Raw genomic sequence first — 18,499 nt, forward strand, 5'->3', positions numbered from 1 at the left:
ACACCGCGATTAAGCACACCGCGATTAAGCACACCGCGATTGTTGTATTTGCTGTATTCTTCCTTTTGGTTTTTATTGCCTTCCTGCGTAACGCTATTGCAAACATTGAAAATGACAGCGATGCTATGTCCGTGCTGAAAAAAGCATGGAATGAAGGAAAATAATCCTGCTGTTTTTTTGACAGCAAACTCATACGGGGCTGCCTAAAAAGTATTGTCATGCTAAATTTAGTTCAGCATCTATGCTAAAAATTTTTAGGCAGCCCCGTAAAAAAATTTCACTTTCAGGGAGAAAATGGATGAAGGGAATTATTTTGGCTGGAGGCAGCGGAACAAGGCTGTATCCTATAACAAAGGCTGTTTCAAAGCAGATTCTTCCGCTTTATGATAAACCTATGGTTTATTATCCTCTCAGCTGTCTTATGCTTGCTGGAATCCGTGAAATTCTTGTTATTTCAACTCCGCGCGACCTGCCTTTGTTCAGGGAGCTTTTTGGTGACGGAAGCTGGCTCGGAATGAAATTTGACTACTGTGTCCAGGAGCAGCCCAGGGGTCTTGCGGATGCCTTTATTGTCGGGCGTGATTTTATCGGCGATGATGATGTTGCGCTTGTCCTTGGCGACAATATTTTTTACGGACAGTCGTTTACTGCCACATTGAAGCGCGCCCGGGAAACTGTCGAGTCAGGGAAGGGCAGTGTGATTTTTGGGTACTATGTAAAAGACCCTTCCGCTTATGGTGTTGTTGAATTTGATAGCAGCGGAAAAGTTCTGGGAATTGAGGAAAAGCCTTTGCATCCTAAGTCTAACTATGCGGTTCCGGGACTTTATTTTTATTCGAATGATGTTGTCGATATTGCCGCCAATGTAAAGCCTTCTGCTCGCGGAGAAATTGAAATAACTTCTGTAAACAATGAATTTCTTTCACGGGGAAAACTTAATGTTGAGCTTCTTGGCCGTGGAATGGCATGGCTTGACACAGGTACTTATGACGGGCTTCTTGAAGCTAGCAATTTTATTTCCACAATTCAAAAGCGGCAGGGACTGTATGTCAGCTGTATAGAGGAAATTGCTTTTTGCAACGGCTGGATTTCAAAGGATAATCTGCTGAAACTTGCTTCAGGCTACAAGACTGATTACGGCCGTTATCTTGAATATATTGCCAGAGGAAACTGATGTTTGAGTTTAAAAAGTGTTTTTCCGCTGACGGTGCGGAATTTCCGGGGCTTTACGAAATTCTGCCCAAAGTGTTCGGAGATAGCCGAGGCTATTTTTTAGAAACATACAGTGAACGGGATTTTTTTGATGCCGGACTTAAAATGAAATTTGTGCAGGATAATCAGTCGGCTTCCAGCAGGGGAGTTTTGCGCGGCCTTCATTTTCAGAAAAAACATCCACAGGGAAAACTTGTGCGCGCACTGCATGGAAAAGTTTATGATGTTGCCGTTGACCTGAGAAAAGAATCGCCAGCATTTGGAAAATACTACGGTATTCTCCTTGATTCTGAAAAGCATAACCAGTTTTATATTCCGGAAGGCTTTGCCCACGGTTTTTATGTTGTTTCGGATGCGGCGGTCTTTGCCTACAAATGCACGGATTTTTACCATCCTGAGGACGAAGGCGGTCTGATGTGGAATGATTCTTCCATTGGAATTGACTGGAATGCAGCAGGGGCAGTGGATTGTCCTATTCTGAGCGAAAAGGATAAAAATCATCCTGCTTTTTCCTTTGCCTCGGATTATTTTAATATAGACGGAAAATGGACGGGAATAATATGAGAAAACTTAAAAATATCCTTATAACCGGCGGCGCTGGCTTTATAGGTTCTAATTTTATTCATTATTTGTTCGGGCTTTCCTCTGCGAAGCCTGGTCTTTTTGACGATGCGGATTTTGACGGAACTGTTGTGAATGTTGACTGCTTGACTTATGCAGGAAATCTTGAATCTCTGCGCGATGTTGAAGAAAAGTTCGGTGGCAGCCGCTATTTTTTTGAAAAGGCCGATATATGCAACCGCCAGGAAATTGAGCGGATTCTGCGGCAGTATGACATAGACACTGTTGTTCACTTTGCTGCAGAAAGCCATGTTGACCGCTCCATTTTGGGGCCGGAAGCTTTTGTCCGCACGAATGTTTTGGGAACTTTTACGCTTTTGGATGCCGCCAGGAATTTTTGGATGAATTCCGACGGAACATTCCGTGACGGGGTTCTTTTTCATCATATTTCAACTGATGAAGTTTATGGATCTTTGGGCGAAACTGGTTATTTTACGGAAACAACTCCCTATGATCCGCGCTCTCCCTATTCATCCAGCAAGGCAGGCTCTGACCATATTGCAATGGCATACTTCCATACCTACGGGCTTCCGGTTACACTGAGCAACTGCACAAATAACTATGGTCCGTATCAGTTTCCCGAGAAATTTCTGCCTCTCATGATTAGCAATATCCAGAATGGAAAGCAGCTTCCTGTATATGGAGCCGGTGACAATATCCGCGACTGGATTTATGTTGAGGATCATAACAGGGCTGTCTGGCTGATTCTAAACAAGGGAATTGCAGGACAGAAGTATAATATCGGCGGAGAAAATGAGTGGCAGAATATAAAGTTGCTTCATGAGGTTATTGCTCTGACAGCTGAAAAACTCGGAAAGTCTGTTTCTGATGTTGAAAAAACTATTGTCTATGTAAAAGACCGTCCCGGACACGACAAGCGTTATGCCATTGACTGCTCTAAGATAAAAAAAGAGCTTGGATGGCAGCGGAAGATGTCATTTGAGGAAGGTCTTGATGCCACTATAAGCTGGTATCTGGAAAATAAAGAGTGGGTTGGCCATATTCTGAGCGGCGAATACACAAAGTGGATAGATGCCAATTACGGCTTGAGGCAGCATTTGTAGGCAGATATGCCTTGAATTTCAGGCTGTTCTGGAAAAAAGATTTTCTCCAGAGCAGTTTTTTTTGTCTGAAAGATTTTTAGAGTTGCCCCGAAATTTAAAAGTTCAATTTCGGGGATGCTGGATGCGCCATCTGAAAATACTGGTTTTCAAAAAGCGCAACTGAATGGGCTATGAATTTCTTCCGCAGCAGTTCTTGAATTTCTTTCCGCTTCCACAGGGGCAGGGGTCGTTGCGGCCTACTTTTGGAGTTGACCGTGTTACAGTTACGCTTTGTCCCTGTCTTCCGCTTTTCATTGCGGAATTCTGAGCTGCCTGCTGTGCGCTTCTTGCCATTGACTGCGCTTCCTGATGCTGTGCATTCATCTGGCGGGTATGCTGCTGCTGGGGAACCTGTGTGCCTACTTGGACTTTCACTTTGAAAACTCTGCTTGCAACTGAATCGCGTATGTCATCAAGCGTTTCATCAAAATGATTGAATCCGTCAAGCTTATATTCTGTGAGCGGATTTTTGCTTCCATAAGAGCGCAGGTGAACAGCTTCACGCAGACCGTCAAGATATTCAAGCTGGTCAATCCATTTTTTGTCTATCATCTGGATATACTGATAGCGGATAAACATATTCAGATTCTGCTTGCCTGCCAGCATTTCTTTTTGTGTCAGGTCATTCTGCAGTGCCGCATTTATACCTTCCTCAGTGAGCTGATCATAGGACAGCTGCTGACCGAATAGGCTGTATACTTTGTCTGCAAGCGCGCTTTGTGATGAAGAACGCTCATGCTTGAAATTCTCAATCAGATTTGAAACAGTTTCCCTGGCATTGTTCATAACACGGCTGGAAAGCTCTTCGTCCACAAGAATCGCATCGCGCTGGTCATAAATAAATTTTCTCTGCTGATTAAGGACATCATCGTAATCAAGGAGATTTTTTCTTATTTCAAAGTTTCTTTCCTCAACTTTTTTCTGCGCTTTTTCAATAGAGCGGTTGAGCATAGGATGATTTATAGGCTCTCCAGGCTGCATTCCGATTCTGCTCATGATTGCCTTCATCTTTTCGCCGCCGAACAGTCTCATGAGATCATCATCCATTGAAATATAGAATTTACTTCTTCCCGGATCTCCCTGGCGGCCTGAGCGTCCTCGCAGCTGGTTGTCAATGCGGCGGCTTTCATGGCGCTCTGAGCCTATCACATAAAGACCTCCGAGTTTTTTTACTTCATCGTAGTCTTTCTGCCATTTTTCCTTTTCTATTTTGAGCGCTTCTTCAAACTGCTCTTGTGTGGCTTCTGTGCCGACTTTTTTTCTTGCCCTTGATTCCGGACTTCCGCCGAGCTTTATATCTGTTCCGCGGCCAGCCATGTTTGTTGCGACTGTTACTGCGCCCTTTGCTCCTGCTTCAGCTATGATGAGGGCTTCGCGCGCATGGTTTTTTGCATTCAGAACTTCATGGCGAATTCCCTTCTTGCTGAGAATAGAAGAAAGGTATTCTGATTTTTCCACGGAAATAGTTCCGATCAAAACTGGCTGTCCCTTGCTGTGCGCTTCTTCAACTTCTTTTGCGATTGCAAGCCATTTTTCGCTTTCGTTGAGATAAACTTCGTCATCCTCGTCAATTCTGGCAACCGGCTTGTTTGTTGGAATCACAACAACTTCAAGATTATAAATTTTGTCGAATTCCACGGCTTCTGTTGCTGCGGTTCCCGTCATGCCCGAAAGCTTTTCGTACATTCTGAAGAAATTCTGGAATGTAATTGTTGCAAGCGTTCTGTTGCGCTGGGCGATTTTAAGATGCTCCTTTGCCTCTATGGCCTGGTGCAGTCCGTCGCCGTATCTTCTGCCTTCAAGTATGCGGCCTGTAAATTCATCAACAATCTGAACCTGTCCGTCCTTTACAACGTAGTCAACATCGGGCTGATAAAGTGTATGCGCCCGCAGTGCCTGTGTAAAATAATGGACATACTCGAAATTCTGGTTGTCGAAAACAGTTGTTCCCTCTTCAATAAGCTTGTGGGAAAGAAGAATGTCGTTGATTTTATTCATTCCCTTGTCGGTGAATGACACGCGCTTGCTTTTTTCGTCCAGCTTGTAGTCGCCTTCCATTGCGGCGCGCTGCTCCGGGGTCATTTCAACTTCATCCGGGTAGTCGTTGGTTCTGGGGTCTTTTTTTACTTCCGTGAACATTCCGATGTATTTGTCCACTTCATGGAATTTGAATGTGTCGTCTTCGGCCTGTCCGGAAATGATAAGCGGAGTGCGGGCTTCATCGATGAGGATTGAGTCTATTTCGTCAACAATGCAAAAGTTGAAACCGCGCTGCACTTTGCGGCTGGCATCAATCTGCATATTGTCGCGGAGATAGTCAAATCCGAATTCGTTGTTTGTTCCGTAAGTCAGGTCACAGCTGTATGCGGCCTTTCTTGCGTCATTGTCCATGTTGCTCAGAATACAGCCCACGCTCTGTCCGAGGAATCTGTATATGCGGCCCATCCACTGGCTGTCGCGCTCTGCAAGGTAGTCGTTTACGGTGACAATGTGAACGCCTTTTCCGCTGAGCGAATTCAGGTAGGCGGCGCAGACACACATGAGTGTTTTTCCTTCGCCGGTTTTCATTTCAGTTATTCTGCCTGAATGCAGAACAAGGGAGCCCATGATCTGGCATGGATATGCGCGTTCTCCAAGAACTCTTTTTGCGGCTTCACGGGCCAGGGCAAACGCATCAACAAGAATATCATCGAGGGTTTCGCCCTTTGCAAGGCGTTCCTTTAGAATTTTTGTCTGTTCTGGAAACTGCTCGTCAGAAAAGGCCTGCGCCCAGCTTTCTCTCGCTTCAATTTGCGCAACAACAGGCTTCAATGCCTTTACAGCCCTGTCATTTGCTGAACCAAATATAAATGTCAGTAATTTATCAAACATAATAGGATAATATACAAAATTTTCTATATGTTTGCAACTTTTATAGAGGCTGGGTGTCTATAATAGTATGCATGGAGTTTGTTTTCAGTTGCGGCGGGAAAACGGATGAAGCTTGAATTTTCGTCAGGTGTATTTTCCGCTTGAATTGAATGACATTTTGTAATAAAATGTCATAAAAACTTCTGCGATACTTTTTTATAGAGGGGTATATGGCACTTTATCACGATTTTTTAGTTGAAGACAGGGAATTTTCTTCGTACGAAGATTTGAAGAAAAACTGCCGCTTGAAGGCTCCTGAGAATTTCAATTTTGCCTATGACATTGTTGACCGCTATACAGTTACTGAGCCGGGAAAAAGAGCGCTTGTATGGTGCGATGACAGCGGCGAGGAACATTCGTGGACTTTTGAGCAGATTTCAGCGGATTCAAAGCGCACCGCATATTTTCTTGCTTCCCAGGGAATCAAGAAGGGCGATGCTGTCATGATGATTCTGCGCCGCCGCTATGAATGGTGGTGGGTTATGATGGCTCTTCATAGAATCGGTGCGATTGCGGTTCCTGCCACAGACCAGCTTCTTCAGAAGGACATTGAGTACCGCACAAATGCCGCGGAAATCAAGATGATTATTTCTTACGACAATCCGGCGGTTCAGGCTGAAATTGAAAAGGCTCTTCCAAAGTCCCCGACTGTGAAAAAGCTTGTTACGGTTGGACCGTCGCGCGAGGGTTGGATTGACTTCCATAAAGGTGTCGATGCCTGTGTTCCTGAATTTCCGCGTCCGGTTGGAGATGCTGCGGTTCACAGCGAAGATCCTATGCTTCTTTACTTTACATCAGGAACTTCCGGCTACCCAAAAATGGTTCTGCACAATTTCCTTTATCCTATCGGACATCTTATAACTGCAAAATACTGGCATGGTGTTCAGGACAACGGGCTTCATCTTGCTGTTTCTGAAACCGGCTGGGGAAAGGCTGTGTGGGGCAAGCTTTACGGACAGTGGATATGCGGAAGCGCGGTGTTTGTCTATGATATGCACAGCTTCAAGCCTGATAAGATGCTTCAGAAAATTGCAAAGTACGGAGTGACAACTTTCTGTGCGCCTCCTACAGTCTACCGCTATCTTATAAGGCAGGATCTTTCAAAGTATGATATAAGCACTGTTGTCCGCTTTGCCACAGCAGGAGAAGCTCTGAACGGTGAGGTGTATAACAAATTCATTGAGCAGACTGGAAAAAAGATTTACGAAGGCTATGGACAGACTGAGTCCACGATTATCTGCGGAAACTTTCTTGATGCTGTTGTGCGCCCGGGTTCAATGGGCCGTCCTTCCCCGGTGTATGATGTGTCTGTTGTAAATGCGAGCGGAAAGCCTGTTCCGGCAGGAGAAGTGGGAGAGCTTGTTATTCATCTGGACAATGGCCATCCGTTCGGTCTGCTTTCAGGATACTACCGCGATGTTGCCCTTACCGCGAATGCCTTTGACGGAGGTGTTTACCATACAGGCGACACAGTTTATATGGACGAAGACGGCTATGTCTGGTTTGTGGGAAGAAAAGATGACATCATAAAATCGTCAGGCTTCAGAATCAGTCCGTTTGAAGTTGAGTCTGTGCTTCAGCAGCATCCGGCGGTAATGGAATGTGCTGTTACAGGCGTTCCTGATGAAAAACGCGGACAGGCTGTAAAGGCAACGATTGTCTTGTCCCCGGGTTATACTGCCAGCCCGGAGCTTGAGCATGAGCTTTTTGACTTTGTTAAGCACGAAACTGCGCTTTTCAAGTGTCCGCGCATTATTGAATTTGTCCATGAGCTTCCGAAGACAATCAGCGGAAAAATCCGGCGTGTTGAAATCCGTGAAAAGGATGCCGGTGTTGATGTGGACAAGGTAAAGCAGGAATTCTGACAGAATGGCGCTCTGGAAAATTCACTTTTGTCGGATTTTTAGGAGCGCCGCTGTTAAGCTGTTTTTTGAACTTTTGTCATCTGGGCTGGGAATCTTCCGCGCGGAATTCTACAGCATGCTCACAGGATCTGTGTCTGTTTCAATGTAGACATCCCGCGGAGGCTTGAATCCCCATACCAGTTTTTTTGCCATTTCCTGAAGCGGCCGGATTTGCGTTGAGCGCAGAATAATCTGAAATCGGTGGCTTCCGTTTACCATTTCAAGCGGACATTCCGCAGGCCCGAGTATATCCACATTTTCGCTGCGGCATTTTACAAGTATTGCAAATGCGCTTTCGGCTGCATGCTGTGATGCTTTCTGGTTCTGAGAGCGGAACACAAGCCTTAAAAGCCTTGAGTACGGCGGAAAGTGCAGAATCTTTCTTGAATCAAGCTCGTTTTTATAGAATTCCTCCGGCTGTCCGTTTACAGCGCATCGGATTGCTTCATTTTCAGGACAGTAGCTTTGTACAATAACTTTTCCTCCGGGGAAAAAACGTCCCGCCCGTCCTGCAACCTGGGTTATAAGCGAAAATGTTTTTTCAGCGGCGCGGAAGTCAGGGAGATGCATTGTTGTGTCCGCAAGAATAACGCCGGCAACTTTGAGATTCGGGAAGTTAAGCCCCTTGGCAACCATTTGCGTTCCAAGGAGAATGTCGTAGCTTCCGTTCCTGAACAAGTCTAGTTTTTCCTGAAGCTCTCCCTTGTGGTGAAGTGAATCCGTGTCTATGCGCATGACTTTCGCGTTTGGAAATTTCGCCTTTACTTCGGCCTCTATGTATTCTGTTCCAAATCCTGAGTAGCCTGTGTCAAGCGATCCGCATTTTGGGCATTGCTGTGGCGGCGGAAGGGAATATCCGCAGTAATGGCAGCGCAGACGGTTTTCAGACTTGTGGTATGTCATGGGAACAGAGCAGTTGCGGCATTTCAGCTCATAGCCGCAGCTTGTGCATCTGAAAAAATGAGTAAAGCCCCTTCTGTTCAGAAATAGAATCGCCTGCTTTTTTTCTGAAAGCGCGGTTTTTATTTCCTGCTGAAGCTGCCGTGAAATGCATTTTTCCCTGTCCGGCTCAAGCGCGAGGTTTACGCACTTTATTTCCGGGGCTTCTCCGCCTGCGAGCCTGCGTGTGAGAGAGTGCTTTTCGATTGTTCCGCTCTGCATTGCCAGCCATGATTCAGCGGACGGAGTTGCGGAGCCCATTACAAGCGGAATGGAATTTCTTTTGCACCTGAGCATCGCAATCTGCCTGGCATGGTAGCGCGGTGAAGAGCCTGACTTGTATGAAGAATCGTGCTCCTCATCAATTATTATGAGCCCCAGTTCAGGCATAGGGGCAAAGACTGCGCTTCTTGCACCCACCGCAATCCGGGCTTCCCTGTCAAGTATGCGCTTCCATTCTCTGAGCCGCTGGCTGGGAGTAAGTGCGGAGTGAAGAACCGCGACAGTGCTTCCGAATCTTTTTTGAACCGCCTTTACAACCTGCGGCGTGAGTCCGATTTCCGGCACAAGATAGATAACGCCCTTTCCCTGGCTGATGACTTTTTCCGCCGCGCTTAAAAACACCTCTGTCTTTCCGCTTCCTGTTGTTCCGTAAAGATAATGAAATTTTCCGGCTGAAGAAATGATTCCGTCCGCCGCGCTTTTTTGCTCCGGGCTGAGCTGCTTTTTTTCGAATTCAGTTTCGTCCTCTGAAAATGAAAGGCCTGGAACTTCGGTTTCGCGTTTTCCGGAGGGAATCATGGAAAATACACATTCCCCGATCGGCGAAATATAGTAGCCGCTCATGAATTCTGCGATTTCCCAAAGCTCGCGCGTAAGAACAGGAGTTTTGTCTATGTAGCGGATGGCAGTTCGTATTTTTTCCTCGGAAACAGCGCAGTCAGGCGGAAGCGATTCGTGGACTTTTGATACAAAGCCTGAAGTTTTTCTGTTTCCGAATTTAACTTCTACTCGCAGACCGAACGGATTCTGTATTTGCTCTGTTCCCTCCGGAATTCTGTATGTGAAAGTCTGGTTTATCGGAACGTTTAATACTACGTCAATGTATGCTGGATTGCTGCACATAGAACGGTTCCGCATAGTCCGGTATTTCTTTTATAATTCTTGCCTTGAAGGCTTTGAGGTCTTCCCATGCCGGTCGCTTGAGGCTTTCGTTGCGAAGAAGCGCGCTCGGATGATAGGTTGCAAGCAGGGGAATTGTGCGGGCGCCAAGATTGTAGTCAAACCATTTTCCGCGCAGTGAGTTGATTCCCTGCTCTGTGTTAAGCAGATTCTGAGCCGCAGTCCTTCCCAGCGCAAGAATGTACCTTGGCTTGAGTATGTGAATTTGCGCCTGAAGAAATCCTGAGCAGGCGGCCGCTTCATCCGGCATAGGGGTTCTGTTCATCGGCGGACGGCATTTTACAATATTTGCAATATAGCAGTTTGATGTGCGCCCCAGTGAAATCGCCGCGAGCATTTTGTCCAGAAGCTGTCCAGCCTTGCCGACAAACGGGCGCCCTGTTTTGTCTTCGTCCTCTCCCGGGCCTTCTCCGATTACCATTACAACGGGGGCTTGGATTCCTTCTCCCGGAACTGTGTTTGTCCTTGTGCGGCACAGCATGCAGTTCTGGCATGATGCTATTTTGTCTGCGATTGTTCCGAGTGTTGCGCCCTGTTCTTTTTCTGCGGAAGGCTCGCTCTGATTCGGCTGCGCTGTAGTTTCAGGCGGCGTGGTTTCCTGAATCAGCTCCGGCTCTGTGTCGTCCTCGAATTCCGGGGAAGCTAGAAATTCAGGCGGAGTATATCCGCAGCACCATGATGATACTGTCTTGAGAAAATCGTATGCTGTTTTTTTTTCTTCAGCGGTCACTTGTGTTTTCCTTTTTTGAATGTTGGCTTCTCATGCTGAGTGCATTTTGGTAACATTCGATCAGCCTTGGCGTAAGGGAAGAAATTTTCCATTTGATTCCCCATTCCAGCGCCTGCTCCGATTTTTCCTTGTGCAGTTTTTTGTCCTTTAGAAGAGCCAGGGTTTTCTGTGTGAATTCATCGGTGTCATCCTTCACCATAAAGCCGCCGTTGTCGCCCTGCATTACATCCGCAGTTCCCATTTCCCCGATTGCAACCACAGGAAGCCCCGAAAGCATCGCTTCCACGGTAACAAGCCCCTGGGTTTCCGTCTTGCTTGGAAAAGTAAAGACAGAGGCGAGCCTGTAAAAATAAATCAGGTCGTTTCCTTCTATATATCCTGTGAAGAACACGGAATTTTTCAGCCCGCGCGACTCTGAAATCTGCTTCAGCTCGTCAAGGTAAGGACCGCCACCAACAAAAAGAAGAGCCGCCTTTGGAATTTCCGCCTGCACATTTTTAAGCACGTTGAAAAGAAACGATAGATTTTTTTCCTTTACAATGCGCCCTACAAAAAGCAGAATTTTTTTGCCTTTAAGCCCGGGGAATTTTTTAAAAAGCGTTGAGTATACAAGCTTTGCTTTTTTTTCGTTGTATACGATTTTTGAGTCAGGAATTCCTGTTGGAATGATTTCGACTTTGCGCTTTATTCCGTATCTTTCCACGACTTCTGCAATCTGCTTTGTGGGTGCGATGATAATATCCGCGCGCTTCAGGTAAAAGCGGACAAGCTCCATTCCGATTTTTTTCAGCCCCCTTGTGGGCAGAAAGTGAATGTAGTTTGAAAGGTAGTCTTCCCAGAGCGTGTGGAATGTGAACACAAAGGGAACGTGCCTGTGCCTGCTGTAGATTATTCCAAAATATCCAATGGTCCACTCTGAATTTATATGAATCACATCAGGGGCGAATTCATCCATGGATTTTTTTATGAAATTCCATTTGTCCAGGCGGGCCATTCTGTCTTCCCGGGAAAATGCAATCCAGGCGGACGGAATTCTAAGAATTTTGAACGGCGACTTTTCGTCATTTGATTTTTCATCAAAGAAAGAGCTTTTTTGCTGCTCCTCTGTATATTCCAGACAGACAACGCAGACTTCATGTCCGAGCTTGCAAAGACCTTCCGCAAAAGAGTGGACAGAAACCGACACTCCGTTTATTCGCGGAAAATATGCATCTGTAAACATTGCGATTTTCATATTCTGCCAATTTTATCCTATACTTGTACTTTCTGCAACAATCAAGTAAAATTGCGGTCTATGAAAATAACGACTCCATTGAAAAAAGTGCTCATGGCAGTTCTTTTTTTTATGCCTCTGGCTTCTTCCTTTGCGCGTGGAAAAAACGAGCTTGTGCAGAGCGGACACTGGATTTATGATGCGCTGACCGCAGTTGCGCTGGAGCAGGGCAGGCTTGATTTTACAGACCGTTCTCCGCTGAGTGTAGGGGAAATTCTTTTTTTTCTTGACGAAGCTGATTACTCTTGCCTGAGTTCTGCTGGAAAAATTCAGTATGATAGAATAAAAAAGTATTGCGCCCAGGAGTCGTTTTGCTTCGGGCCTGATATAATCCGGCTTGGCTTTGAAATGGAGCTTAACACAGAGGCTTATTACAAGCAGAATGATGATCTGGACTGGAACTATGACCGCTACAGCAAGGGCGATTTTTTGTATGTTCCTGTCAAGATTGAAGGCGCGGATTATTTTACGATGTTTTTTGATGCAAAGCTTGCATTGAACAAGAACACAAAAGAAGACGATGATAATTTTTTGAGCATTCCGATTTCAGCAGATGAGATTGACATAAATTTTCCTGACACGGCGTATTTCAGCACAAGCCATAATCTGGGGGACACCGCTGCCTTTACTTTTCAGGCTGGAAGAGGAGCCTCTGACTTTACACGTTCGCTGACGGGAAGCATTGTGCAGAGCCGGTATTTTACAGGCTCAAGCTATATGGAGCTTGGATTCTACACCAGAAATTTCAGGTATTCCATGAATGTTGACCAGTTCAATGTGGACAAGTATCTTTATTCGCATGAATTGAATTTCAGGTTTTTCAAAAAGCTTCAGTTTACTGCCAGGGAATCTCTGCTTGTGTATGCGCCTATGGAGCTTCGCTATTTGAATCCATGGACAGTTTATCACGGCTTTGCTGCATGGCGCGACTATGGGCATAACGAAAGCAACACCTGCGATTACCTTGCGCTGAAGCTTGCCTATACACCGGTGAAATATCTTCGCCTCTACGGGGAATTTGCAATGACACAGTATCAGACTCCGTACGAAACTTCAAATTTTGAGGATGACACTACACCGAACGGAATTTCATTTCAGGGCGGAGTTGAGTCGTTTATTCCGTTCAACGAAGGATATTTTCATCTGTGGCTTGAAGGAACTTACGCTGACACATACATGTACATAAAGGAAAGTCCTGACTGGAGCATGGTTCGCAATTACAGGGAAAATCTCGGCGACACAAAATATGTTTTTTATGAATGGCTTGGAACTCCGTTCGGGCCTGACACTGTTTCGGGCAAGCTCAGCATTGAATACGAAAAGCCTGCGAAGTGGTCGCTCGGTGCCTCTTATCTTCTGAAGGTCTGCGGGCTGAATTCAGGCAGAAAGGTTTTTGAGAACATCGACTGGCATGAGGGAGATGAATATGTGATCGATGAAAGCGAGGCCGGAAAGGAAAACAGAAAAGACTGGACTTTCCCGGATTCAGACTCACAGGGCAGGGAAGAAGCGGATAAGCGGCAAAACCGTTCTGCTCCTTCCGGCACTAATGAATATGTAAATGTTGTTTCTATCCGCGGAACTTTCAGTCCTGCTGAAAATATAACATTTGTTTTGCAGCCGTCATATTCTTTTGTTATTAATTATGCAAATGAAAGCGGAAGAAATGAAACTGGCTTTGAAGTCGCTTTCGCTGCAAATATAAAAATTTTGTGAGCTTCGGAAAATTAATTTTTTGAGGCTTCTGTTTATAATCAGGGGGAACTTGTAAATGTTTTTTAAAAAATATTTTATCGCAGCTGTTTTTTTTATTTCCGGGGCTTTTTGTTTTTCCCAGGTTTCTGTTGATCCGACAGATGAATTTTATAAATATGCCGTTATCTGGGAAAACCGCGGAATTGTTTCCTATGTTCCGCCCACGCGTCCTTATCCGCTTGCAAATGTAAAGTCGATTCTGGAAGAGGCGATTGAAAACGGAACTGAAAAAGACAAGAAAATCGCTTCCTGCATATATGAGCGGATCATGGGCAAGCCGTATTCAGTGTGCGTTGAAACTGATTTTTTTGTAAAGCACACAATGGAAGAAAAGGAAGATGAAAGCACTGAGTCTGACACTTCCAAGATGATTTCTTTTTATCCGGCTATTAAAGGCGACTTTGGCTTTAAGGACGATTTTGTTTCCCTGGGATATAGTGCAGGCTTTTCTGTTCTGAATGCGACTGACACGGACTTTATGCCTCTGTATTCAAATTCCATGCACGACAGTATTTTTGACGCCACTGAAGTCGGGCCTATAGATATGTATCTTGATGTGAATACAGTTGTTGCGCTGGGATATAAGAATCTGTTTGTCCAGGGAGGTGTCTACAGAACAGGCTATTCCGCTTTTTTAAATGAAGGTCTTACTCTGAATGACACAAGCTACCATTCGGGAAACATAGCCTTTACATATATGAACGACAAGCTTTCCTACACGCAGAAAATTTCCATGATTGGTGCAACCTCTTCCTATGACGGTGATTTGTCAACCTTGTCACCTGATAAGATTATAGCCTTCCATGCAATCGGCTATGAAATGTTCGATTTCCTGAAAGTTTCATTTTATGAAACTGCTGTATACGGAAAACGCCTTGATCTTTCCTATGCATTGCCGGTGCCTTATATGGTTGCACAGGGAGTCGGCGGCGCATCAGACAATCTTGCAATGGGACTTTTGGTTGATATAAAGCCTGCTCCCGGTGTCCTGTGGCAGACTGATATTATGTGCGATGATTTCCCTGCGGAGGATTTTTTCAAGCTGGATTTTGATTCAAAGTATCGCCTTGCTGTAAAAACCGGACTTATCTATACTCCTGCGGAATCTTTCCTTGACCGGCTTGATTTTAACTACACTTTTATAACTCCCTACACTTACAGCCACTGGCAGTACGACAGCGACAGTGTTGCAAGCATTACGTCTTCAACTATAAATTACCAGAACTGCACAAACTCAGGAATTCCGATAGGCTCGCAGTATGAGCCGAATTCTGACGCCGTGAAATTTTCAGTGGACCTCAGACCGTTCGAGCGTCTTACTCTGAGCATTGGTACTGTTTATTCCCGCCACGGAAATGTCTGCGAGTCGCTTGATACAGATGAAGCTATGACTTATCTTTTGGCTGATGAAAATGTGTATTCCACAACAGGCTCTCTTTACACTCATTCTATTTTTGCGGCGAACGACTCAAACTCCGGCAATCACGTTTCTTCTGCCTGGGATGCCATGAACTGGCTCAATCAGGAGCATGTCCAGTTTACGATTCAGTCTTCTTTGAATGCAAGATATGATTTTCCTGCCACAAAAAAAGGAAAGCGCGTGTCCCTGTTCGGCGGCGTGACTATGGAATACATCCACAATGACGGCGTGGGAAGAAACATCTTCCCTGGCGGAAGGCTTGAAGGTTATGAGCCTGTGTACGAAAATCAGGAAGAGCAAAAAGGCGATATTGTCGGATTCAAAACACCTGACGGCGATGTCTTTAAGCTTGATTCCCCTGAGGCTGAAGAGATTGTAAACAGATTCAAGAATGAATGGGTGTCTCAGCTGAGAAATACAATGAATTTGTATTTCAATGTGGGCGTGAGCATCCGCTTTTAATATAAGAAGTCTTGCTGTATGAAAACTGAAATTGATACTGATTTTTACACGGAAACATACCTTGGAAAACTTGGAGAGCTTACACTCAAGGGCGGAAACATCAAGGTGTTTGAAAATCAGCTGCTGTGCAATATCCGACTTGCTCTGGAAACTGTAGATGCAAAAGCCAGATTGCAGTCCGGGCGGCTTTATGTGCACTGCGCAAAAAATTCCTGCGGCGCTGTGGAGTATGCGCTTGACCATTTGATTGGAATTACAGGCTGGGCAAAAGTTCAGGCTGTGGAAAAAAATATCGAGGCTATAAGGCAGGCTGTGAGAAGGGAAGGCGAAGCGGCAAAGGAAAACGGCGCCCGTACTTTTAAAATCGATGCCCGCCGTGAAGACAAAAGCTTTCCGCTCAATTCGTATCAGATTGCCGCTGAAACTGCCGGTGTTCTTTTTGATGATGGAACTCTCGCAGTTGATGTTCATAAGCCGGATGTCTGTATCAGCATTGAAGTCCGCGAAAAATGCTATGTGTATTGCTCCCAGAAAAAAACATGCAGAGGGCTTCCTGTCGGTGTGAGCGGCAAGGGGCTTTTGCTTCTTTCAGGCGGAATTGACAGTCCTGTTGCAGGCTATAGAATGATGCGGCGCGGAATGAAAGTTGAGTGTGTCTATTTTCATTCATATCCTTACACATCAGAAGAGGCTCAGCAAAAAGTCCAGACACTTGCGCAGATTATCTCACAGTACGGAGTTGACACTCATTTAAATGTGATTTCATTTACAGAAGTCCAGATGAGAATAAAGCAGAAAGCGCCCGAAGCTTATTCAACATTGATGCTGCGCCTTTGCATGATGAAGGCCGCCAATATGCTTGCTGAGCGCATAAACGCCGACTGCATAATCACCGGCGAAAGCCTTGGCCAGGTTGCCAGCCAGACTATTGAAAATCTTGCTGTCACAGAAAGCTTTGCAGAAAAGCCTTTGCTTCGTCCTCTGGTCGGGCTTGATAAGGAAGAAATTATGGACACGGCGAATTTCATAGGAACCTATGAAACTTCGATACTTCCTTATGAAGACTGCTGCGTGCTTTTTAGCCCGAAGCATCCGGTTCTGCGTGCTTCCGTGTCTGATTCAGCTGAAATATATGCTTCCATGGAAATTGATTCTCTTGTTCAAAAGGCTTTTGATGAGCGGAAAATTTTCCGATACTCAATAAGGGATGTTGTCGGAGAAAAATGGGCTGCAAAAGAAAACTGCTGACTTTTATTTTTATAGCTTTCTCGCTGCGATGTTTTTCGCAGGATGTGCCGGAACTTTTGAAAGGCGTATGGAAAAATTCTTCGCGCTATGTTGTCTTTGATTCAGGTTATGTTTCTGCAAAAGGCGGAGCTGTTCCCCACATTGTTCTGAGGGCTTTTTATGCATGGTACGATGACCGCGAGGCGGAAAGCAGCCTTTATTCTGAAAGCAATCCGCGTGACTTGAATAATACCACGGCTCGCAGGGCGCAGGAGATAAGTGTCCGCTATGTTCCGATTGCGGATTCCGTTTTTTCCGGAAATGAAAATTCTTGCGGCGCATGGAATCTTGAAGTTTTATATCCCGGTGAAAAAGAGCCTGTTATTATTCCTGTTGCGGTTATCGATGAAAAACTTTATCTGCGCTTTTTGGTGAAATTGAAACGCCCGGATTTTTCTGATGACGGTGAAAATGCGGTGTCCGGATTTTGGCAGGATTTCGGGAATGTTTCGGGCTTTACAGTCAGTCCTCCTGTTTCAAGCAGGGAGCTTGTGTCGTATTATGTTTCGGATTCAGCGGCCTATAAAATACGCTACTGGAAAACTGACATGGAATATGACAGCGGCGCAAAGGCTTTTTTTTATGACGGTGAAGAGCAGTGCTGGGTTCCGAGGCATCTTTTTGTTGCAGGCTCTACATTTACTTGTGTCACGGGAAAGAGAACTAAAATTCGGAATGTGGCAAAACTTGATTCCTTTGATGAATCGCTCACTCTGAATTCCGCCCCTGAATCTATGCAGCCTGGAAGCGAAAGTTCTGGCTCTGTTTTTCAGGCGTTCAGTTCTGCGACAATATGTGCGCTTGGAGAACCGTATCTTACACTTGAAAAGGGAAAATCTCTTGAAGAAATTCTTGCTGAAGATTCAAAGAAACATCCTCCTGAGCCGCAGCCGCTTTTTCCTCCGCATGGAATTCTTGACTTTGACTGGAGCATAATCGAAGATCCCCCTAAGGACTGGAACAGAAGAATGTTGGATTTGGGAAAGTAAAAATCCCGCCGGTAAAATTCAGGCGGGCTAAAAAAGTTTTTACTCGGTTTCTATTTCCACTGCAAGCCCGCAGGTGCAGCCGGCCATGATGCGCATTTTGTGTCCGCCGTTTATTTTCTTTATGCGCGAAAACGCTTCCTGCTCCGGATAAAGCCGCTGAATGTGCAGTGTTGAGTCTGACAAGGCCGCCGCAAAGGCTAGGTGATTTTCCTTTGTCATGGAATGTCCGGATGCAAGGCAGATTTCATCTTCGTCTTCTGTGAGATGCGGCAAATGCTCCTTGTCTGCTTCTGCGGCAGGAATTTTTTTCAGCGCAGTGAGCGTTTTTCCGCAGCAGGAAATTTTTGCATCGCCTGTTTGGATAACTACATTTTTGCAGCTCGGGCAGATAAAGAACCTTGTGTTCCTTATGTTTGCTCCTGAAATTTCTGTTGTTTTTATTTTTCCTGAAAGCAGTGTTTCAGCCGGAATTCCCAAGATTTCTGAGATTCTTGAAACTGATGTTATGTCAGGCGTTCCTTCTCCGCGCTCCCATTTTGACACAGCTTTGTCGCTCACAAAAATCATGTCCGCGAATTCCTTCTGCGTAAGATTTTTTTCTGTTCTCAGCTGTCTGATAATTTTTCCAGTATCTTCCGGTGTCATTTTTCTTCTCCGTAACAGCAATTTAAAATTGCAGATTTTATTTTGTGATTTAGCACATTCACAATGA

Annotated in this window: 13 protein-coding genes; 8 read left to right on the top strand and 5 right to left on the bottom strand. The window is 45.3% G+C overall.

Going from position 1 to position 18,499, the window contains the following annotated elements; translation table 11 throughout:
• The first annotated feature begins 298 nt into the window (after positions 1–298).
• Genes rfbA through rfbB form a run of 3 tightly spaced genes read left to right on the top strand, consistent with a single transcriptional unit; the run spans position 299 to position 2,897 of the window.
• On the top strand, positions 299–1,174 hold the full coding sequence (gene rfbA / locus ACI4L0_RS05565) for a glucose-1-phosphate thymidylyltransferase RfbA (protein ID WP_439799177.1): 876 nt from the start codon (positions 299–301) through the stop codon (positions 1,172–1,174).
• A complete protein-coding gene (gene rfbC / locus ACI4L0_RS05570; RefSeq protein ID WP_439799178.1) occupies positions 1,174–1,776 on the top strand; it encodes a dTDP-4-dehydrorhamnose 3,5-epimerase in 603 nt (200 codons plus the stop codon). Before rfbA ends, rfbC begins: the two co-directional genes overlap by 1 nt.
• On the top strand, positions 1,773–2,897 hold the full coding sequence (rfbB, locus tag ACI4L0_RS05575) for a dTDP-glucose 4,6-dehydratase (protein ID WP_439799179.1): 1,125 nt from the start codon (positions 1,773–1,775) through the stop codon (positions 2,895–2,897). The genes rfbC and rfbB overlap by 4 nt, the downstream gene beginning before the upstream one ends.
• A 168-nt stretch (positions 2,898–3,065) precedes the next feature.
• Here the strand turns inward: rfbB and secA are convergent, their stop codons facing one another.
• Positions 3,066–5,807, bottom strand: coding sequence for a preprotein translocase subunit SecA (gene secA / locus ACI4L0_RS05580; protein ID WP_439799180.1), 2,742 nt, complete (start codon positions 5,805–5,807; stop codon positions 3,066–3,068).
• 209 nt (positions 5,808–6,016) lie between these two features.
• Between secA and ACI4L0_RS05585 the strand changes: the two genes are divergently transcribed.
• Positions 6,017–7,711, top strand: coding sequence for an AMP-binding protein (locus tag ACI4L0_RS05585; protein WP_439799181.1), 1,695 nt, complete (start codon positions 6,017–6,019; stop codon positions 7,709–7,711).
• A 108-nt stretch (positions 7,712–7,819) separates the two neighbouring features.
• Here ACI4L0_RS05585 and priA read toward each other — a convergent pair whose 3' ends face one another.
• Genes priA through ACI4L0_RS05600 form a run of 3 tightly spaced genes read right to left on the bottom strand, consistent with a single transcriptional unit; the run spans position 7,820 to position 11,835 of the window.
• Positions 7,820–9,814 (bottom strand): replication restart helicase PriA, encoded by a 1,995-nt coding sequence (priA, locus tag ACI4L0_RS05590; protein ID WP_439799182.1) that lies wholly within the window; start codon positions 9,812–9,814, stop codon positions 7,820–7,822.
• Positions 9,789–10,601, bottom strand: coding sequence for a uracil-DNA glycosylase (locus ACI4L0_RS05595; RefSeq protein ID WP_439799183.1), 813 nt, complete (start codon positions 10,599–10,601; stop codon positions 9,789–9,791). Before ACI4L0_RS05595 ends, priA begins: the two co-directional genes overlap by 26 nt.
• Positions 10,591–11,835, bottom strand: coding sequence for a glycosyltransferase (locus tag ACI4L0_RS05600; RefSeq protein WP_439799184.1), 1,245 nt, complete (start codon positions 11,833–11,835; stop codon positions 10,591–10,593). Before ACI4L0_RS05600 ends, ACI4L0_RS05595 begins: the two co-directional genes overlap by 11 nt.
• Before the next feature lie 60 nt (positions 11,836–11,895).
• Between ACI4L0_RS05600 and ACI4L0_RS05605 the strand changes: the two genes are divergently transcribed.
• From ACI4L0_RS05605 to ACI4L0_RS05620, 4 genes are read left to right on the top strand one after another with little or no spacing between them, the layout of a single operon-like run.
• On the top strand, positions 11,896–13,590 hold the full coding sequence (locus tag ACI4L0_RS05605) for a hypothetical protein (protein ID WP_439799185.1): 1,695 nt from the start codon (positions 11,896–11,898) through the stop codon (positions 13,588–13,590).
• Between the two features lie 55 nt (positions 13,591–13,645).
• Positions 13,646–15,511, top strand: coding sequence for a hypothetical protein (locus ACI4L0_RS05610; RefSeq protein WP_439799186.1), 1,866 nt, complete (start codon positions 13,646–13,648; stop codon positions 15,509–15,511).
• An 18-nt stretch (positions 15,512–15,529) separates the two neighbouring features.
• The gene (thiI, locus tag ACI4L0_RS05615) at positions 15,530–16,759 is read left to right on the top strand and encodes a tRNA uracil 4-sulfurtransferase ThiI (RefSeq protein ID WP_439799187.1); all 1,230 of its coding nucleotides are present in this window, start codon (positions 15,530–15,532) and stop codon (positions 16,757–16,759) included.
• On the top strand, positions 16,735–17,787 hold the full coding sequence (locus ACI4L0_RS05620) for a hypothetical protein (RefSeq protein ID WP_439799188.1): 1,053 nt from the start codon (positions 16,735–16,737) through the stop codon (positions 17,785–17,787). Before thiI ends, ACI4L0_RS05620 begins: the two co-directional genes overlap by 25 nt.
• A 39-nt stretch (positions 17,788–17,826) precedes the next feature.
• Here ACI4L0_RS05620 and ACI4L0_RS05625 read toward each other — a convergent pair whose 3' ends face one another.
• On the bottom strand, positions 17,827–18,432 hold the full coding sequence (locus ACI4L0_RS05625; RefSeq protein WP_439799189.1) for a helix-turn-helix domain-containing protein: 606 nt from the start codon (positions 18,430–18,432) through the stop codon (positions 17,827–17,829).
• Positions 18,433–18,499: the final 67 nt, after the last annotated feature.

Origin of the sequence: Treponema sp. (genome assembly GCF_051883275.1) — a bacterium.
GTDB lineage: Bacteria > Spirochaetota > Spirochaetia > Treponematales > Treponemataceae > Treponema_D.

Bases quoted from the DNA above. Each gene is read 5' to 3' on its own strand.
- rfbA (WP_439799177.1), top strand. From the start codon at position 299: ATGAAGGGAATTATTTTGGCTGGAGGCAGCGGAACAAGGCTGTATCCT.
- rfbC (WP_439799178.1), top strand. From the start codon at position 1,174: ATGTTTGAGTTTAAAAAGTGTTTTTCCGCTGACGGTGCGGAATTTCCG.
- rfbB (WP_439799179.1), top strand. From the start codon at position 1,773: ATGAGAAAACTTAAAAATATCCTTATAACCGGCGGCGCTGGCTTTATA.
- secA (WP_439799180.1), bottom strand. From the start codon at position 5,807: ATGTTTGATAAATTACTGACATTTATATTTGGTTCAGCAAATGACAGG.
- ACI4L0_RS05585 (WP_439799181.1), top strand. From the start codon at position 6,017: ATGGCACTTTATCACGATTTTTTAGTTGAAGACAGGGAATTTTCTTCG.
- priA (WP_439799182.1), bottom strand. From the start codon at position 9,814: ATGTGCAGCAATCCAGCATACATTGACGTAGTATTAAACGTTCCGATA.
- ACI4L0_RS05600 (WP_439799184.1), bottom strand. From the start codon at position 11,835: ATGAAAATCGCAATGTTTACAGATGCATATTTTCCGCGAATAAACGGA.
- ACI4L0_RS05605 (WP_439799185.1), top strand. From the start codon at position 11,896: ATGAAAATAACGACTCCATTGAAAAAAGTGCTCATGGCAGTTCTTTTT.
- ACI4L0_RS05610 (WP_439799186.1), top strand. From the start codon at position 13,646: ATGTTTTTTAAAAAATATTTTATCGCAGCTGTTTTTTTTATTTCCGGG.
- thiI (WP_439799187.1), top strand. From the start codon at position 15,530: ATGAAAACTGAAATTGATACTGATTTTTACACGGAAACATACCTTGGA.
- ACI4L0_RS05620 (WP_439799188.1), top strand. From the start codon at position 16,735: ATGGGCTGCAAAAGAAAACTGCTGACTTTTATTTTTATAGCTTTCTCG.
- ACI4L0_RS05625 (WP_439799189.1), bottom strand. From the start codon at position 18,432: ATGACACCGGAAGATACTGGAAAAATTATCAGACAGCTGAGAACAGAA.